This is a genomic window from Lentiprolixibacter sp. (genome assembly GCF_982873095.1).
Genome location: NZ_CEYNTP010000032.1, coordinates 11048 through 15402, shown reverse-complemented (window position 1 = coordinate 15402; position 4355 = coordinate 11048). Strand labels below are relative to the sequence as shown.

The following is a 4355-nucleotide window of genomic DNA, read 5'->3' as shown; positions in this document are numbered from 1 at the left end:
CTACAACCAACAGGAACCAAAAAAGTAAACGCATTCCCTTAAAACCCGTACCTGCTTTTTTTGATTCCAACAAGTTAAAAACAAAGGCCCCAACTAGTGCAACCAGCGCGGCATAACCTGCATGATTTACAAATGACAACAACAGGCTTTTTGAAAAAACAGTGTCAAGTACCCCCTCGCTGAATAGTCGAATATTCTGGTATAGGGAAAGCAAGGCCAGGGTGAGGTAGAAGGCTATTGCCAGACGGATATAATCCTTCAGGCCATGCCGTTCTCTGTTCGCTATGTTAGCACCTACTGTTTGCATGCGTCAGGCTTTTGCGAATCCTTTTCGGACCTGAGACCCCCAGCCCGAGTTGATTTTAAACAGCTTTTTGTAATTGCCCCTGACAGCGGACCAGACCACGATAGGGTGAAAGAAGAAAGGTTCTATCAGGGCACAGATAACGAGCAGGACCAGATCCCTGATCCTGTTGTATTGGTTATACGTAAAGACCTCCCACAATATGGCGTACAGGGAGAACATCACCGAAAAGGTGTATATCGTAAGGGTGATCGCCAGGAAAAATTCCAAGTTCAGGATCCCCAGGTAGTAAAACAAAAGGATAGATATGAACCCAAAGAATTCCAGTATGGGTGCCAGCCACTCATAAAAGAACCAGTACGGGTAACTGAGCATCCCCAGTCTGCCAAATTTTGGATTGAAGAACATGTCCCTGTGCGTGTACAGGGTTTCCAGGTTGCCCCTGGCCCAACGATCCCGTTGGTTAATCAAGATCTTTGTGCTCTCCGGTACTTCTGTCCAGCACAAGGGATCAGGGATGTATTCTACCGTATAAGGTAATTTCCGCTCATGCATATAGCGCCGCATCCGGAAAACAATTTCCATGTCCTCTCCTACGGTATTGGTATTGTATCCCCCTGCGGCAAGGGCGATTTCCCGATCGAAAAACCCAAAGGCACCAGAAATGATCAGCAAACTGTCTATCCTTCCCCAGGCCATACGCCCCAGTAGAAAAGACCGGGTGTACTCCAGTAATTGAAACTTGGCCAGCCAGTTCTTAGGCAGTCGAATTTCCTCCAGTTGCCCCCCTGATATTTTACAGGAATTTGCGATTCTGATAACCCCTCCGACGGCGATGACACGTTTCCCGGAACGCTGGTAAAAGGCTTTTACAACATGAAGTAAGGCCTCGGGCAACAGCAGGCAATCCACATCAATACAACCCACATATTTGTTTTCAGACAGTCGGATCCCTGTATTGAGGGCATCTGATTTGCCGCCATTCACCTTATCGATCACAGTCAGTCGCGAGAAGGACCGCTGCCGGGATTTGTAAATCGCTTTTATAGGCTTACAGGGCCATTTCGGGTCAATGTCCCGATCTATTTTCTCCAGGTCATAGGCTTCGATCATTTTCTGAAGTGTATCGTCCTTGCTCCCATCGTTTACCACCATTACTTCGTAATTCACGTATTTCAGGGAAAGGAGCGACCTGATATTTTCCACAATCGACAGGCCTTCATTAAAGGCAGGTGCGATGATGGTTATTCCCGGGGCGATTGGCGAGGCCATTACTTTGGATATATCTCCAAAACTGTTTTTATTCCTGTAGTGGATCGCGTTAAGGGTTGACAGGTAGGCCATCCCGGTAAACAGCACTACCAGCATAATGCTGAATAGCAGGAATACAATGTTGATGTAATCCAGGATCATATGGAAGATTCCGCTATCCATAGATCTTTTCTAGAATTTTGTGGGATAGAGATAGAAACTGGCTCATTAAATTGCCTTTAGCAAGATTGGCATCATCCTGTGATAATGCTGTATTCCATTCATTTTGGTTAGGGGTGTCATCCGACTGTCCCGCATACTCAAGGTCCAACTCGAAATCCAGCTCAAATAGAGGTCCCTGAATTTCGGCAGAGGCTTCGAGGCCCTCTTCTTTTCTGTCTTCTGTATCCTCCGCCCCAAGCGTCTCAAATGAAAGGCGGGACTCCAGCTCCTTTTGTACCCGGGCCGCCTTTTCCCTAACCTGTTTTGAGGGATCATCAGCCAGGGTGGTGAGGAAATACCATTCTTTCTCATCTCCTATGGCAAGGACTTCATCCAGCAGTATCAACTTAGATTCTGTATCTGCTGTGCGGAACAGCTCCTGGAAAATGCTAAACCCATAGGCCGAGAAGTCTGATTCAACGTGCCCTTTCGTATTTTGGTCAGGTACTGTCTGCAGCTCCAATGCATGATTCCTTTTTGCTATATCTGCCCAGTCGATTTTTTTTACTGCTTCGTACGTAGCGTTAGGCAATACTTCCCAGCTCCAGTTTTCAGATACGCAATCTGTATTTACAAAGGCCTCAGGAACACGTTGACGCAACTCTTCCCCGATAACCTTGAGCTGTATCAGGTCTTCCAGGGCTTCTGAAGGCTCCGCGTCTTCCTCACTTCCTTCAACAAGAATGGGCAGAAAATCCAGGTCGAATTCAACGTCTGTTTCTTCCTGTTCAGCTGTTTCTGGCTCTGGCGGGTTAATCAGGGATTCGATTTCTTCAATTATGCGTTCTTCAGCATGTACCTGGGGTGGTTGCACACTAGTTGCTTCCGTTGTGCTATCGGGGTCCTTTTCTTCTTTATCCTGTAGGATCTCTTTTTCTGCGATTTGTTCTTCAACCACCAGCGGCAGAAATCCCAGGGGTAGCGTTCCCGGATCACCTGCTTGTAACAGGGGTTCCCCGATTTCCTGGATCAGATCCCGGAATTCTTCCATACAGCATTGGCTAAAAATATGCTCGTCCTCGAACTCAGGGTTGAGGACATCTTGAATGGATACCTCCTCTTTTTCTTCTTTTTCCATAGGAACAGTTTTGTTTTCAGTTAGGGCTTCCTGTGCCAGTTCCGGTGTTTCCAGATCCTCTTGAGGCAGAATACTTTCCGGCTTAAGCACATTTATTATACTTAAAGCTTTACTTGATATAATATGGCTTCTACTTTTGTTTTTAACTTTTTGCAAAAAATCTATATCGTCTTGATTTCCCAGTATTCCCAAGGTGTCAAGGATGGCGAGTTTCACTTCTTCATTTCCTCTTCGAAATATCTTTTTCATGGGCTCGCGGGCCTCCTGAATTAGAAATTCCCGGGCACATTGAATAGCTTCCAGTTTAATGGCGTGCTTTTTATGTCCGATCAGTTTGATGAGCGATCTCTGTGCATCGCTCTGCTTGTAGTATTTAATGAGCCTCAATGCAAAAAGAACCACATCCGGATTCCTGGAAGTCAGCCAACGACTGAACCTCGGGGGCTGAAAATCTTCCAGCTGCCTGATAATGTCCAGCAATTTCAATTGTTGCCATTCCGATATGGCGAAACGGGAAGTGTCTAAAAAGAAAGAAATCCCTTCGTTTTTAAGGGATACAGTAGCAATCTGTGCCTGTTTACGTACGATACCACTTCTGTGGTTGATATGTTGCTTTATAAATCCGTAGGCCTCGGTAACCTGCATTTCTGTTAATTCTATGATGCCTCTGGCCAATAGTACCCAGCGCCTGCTATTTAACCTGCTGATGGCGTACTCGTGAAGGCCCAGATCTTTGTAGAGTTTCAATAATTGCTGTCGCGAACTTCCGGATACGTCTTTTTTCAGGTCGAGCAGGATTTCGGTCAGCACCCTGCGGTTCACCGAGTCTTTAAGCAGTTCGCGAATTTCGATCTTGAGCTGTACATATTCCTCCTTAACACTTACGGGGTCCTCCTCTGTGTAAAACAGAAACTTACCGATCATAGGGGCCAATAACTTCTTTCGTGAGGCGATCCTTGTTGAAGTAAGTTTGAGACGACTGCGGAAATAGAAAACAGAACCCAGATAGAGAATAGCCATCGCCATGAAGAAGAAGGTCATGGACCACAACAGTTCCGAGGGAACTTCCGTGAAATTCCATTGAAAAGGGGTGATATGTAACGCCACCTCTTTATTCAAGATCTATGCTTTCTTCAGCTCACGATTGACCCGAACCAGCAATTCTGAAGGATTAACTGGCTTAGCGATAAAATCATTAGCGCCCAGTTCAAAAGCACTGAGCACATTTTCTTCGTTTCCTGCTGAGGAGATAATGATTACCGGAATACTGGATTTCATCTCGTTTCGTAGGTAGTCCACTAACTCAATCCCTGAGAAATAGGGCATCATAATGTCACTAATAATGATGTCCGGGCGCTGTACGGCCAAGTATTCCTTTACTTCCTTTCCATCATGCACCACATGCACATCAAAACCAGCCATTTTCATCCGGTACTCCAAGAGGGAGGCCAGCATTTCATCATCCTCGGCCAGCAACAGCCGTTTTTTCTCTTCAGCCTG

3 protein-coding genes and 1 pseudogene are annotated in these 4355 nt (G+C 46.0%); all 4 read right to left on the bottom strand.

The window, feature by feature from the left end:
* Positions 1–307 (bottom strand): annotated as a pseudogene (locus AC4E7D_RS03695) (LTA synthase family protein); the annotation flags it as partial.
* 3 nt (positions 308–310) lie between these two features.
* Positions 311–1738, bottom strand: coding sequence for a glycosyltransferase family 2 protein (locus tag AC4E7D_RS03690; RefSeq protein ID WP_490172460.1), 1428 nt, complete (start codon positions 1736–1738; stop codon positions 311–313).
* The gene (locus tag AC4E7D_RS03685; RefSeq protein WP_490172459.1) at positions 1731–3974 is read right to left on the bottom strand and encodes a HEAT repeat domain-containing protein; all 2244 of its coding nucleotides are present in this window, start codon (positions 3972–3974) and stop codon (positions 1731–1733) included. Before AC4E7D_RS03685 ends, AC4E7D_RS03690 begins: the two co-directional genes overlap by 8 nt.
* A 3-nt stretch (positions 3975–3977) precedes the next feature.
* The coding region (locus AC4E7D_RS03680; protein WP_490172458.1) for a response regulator transcription factor at positions 3978–4355 on the bottom strand (378 nt) is incomplete at its 5' end.

Bases quoted from the DNA above. Each gene is read 5' to 3' on its own strand.
- AC4E7D_RS03690 (WP_490172460.1), bottom strand. From the start codon at position 1,738: ATGGATAGCGGAATCTTCCATATGATCCTGGATTACATCAACATTGTA.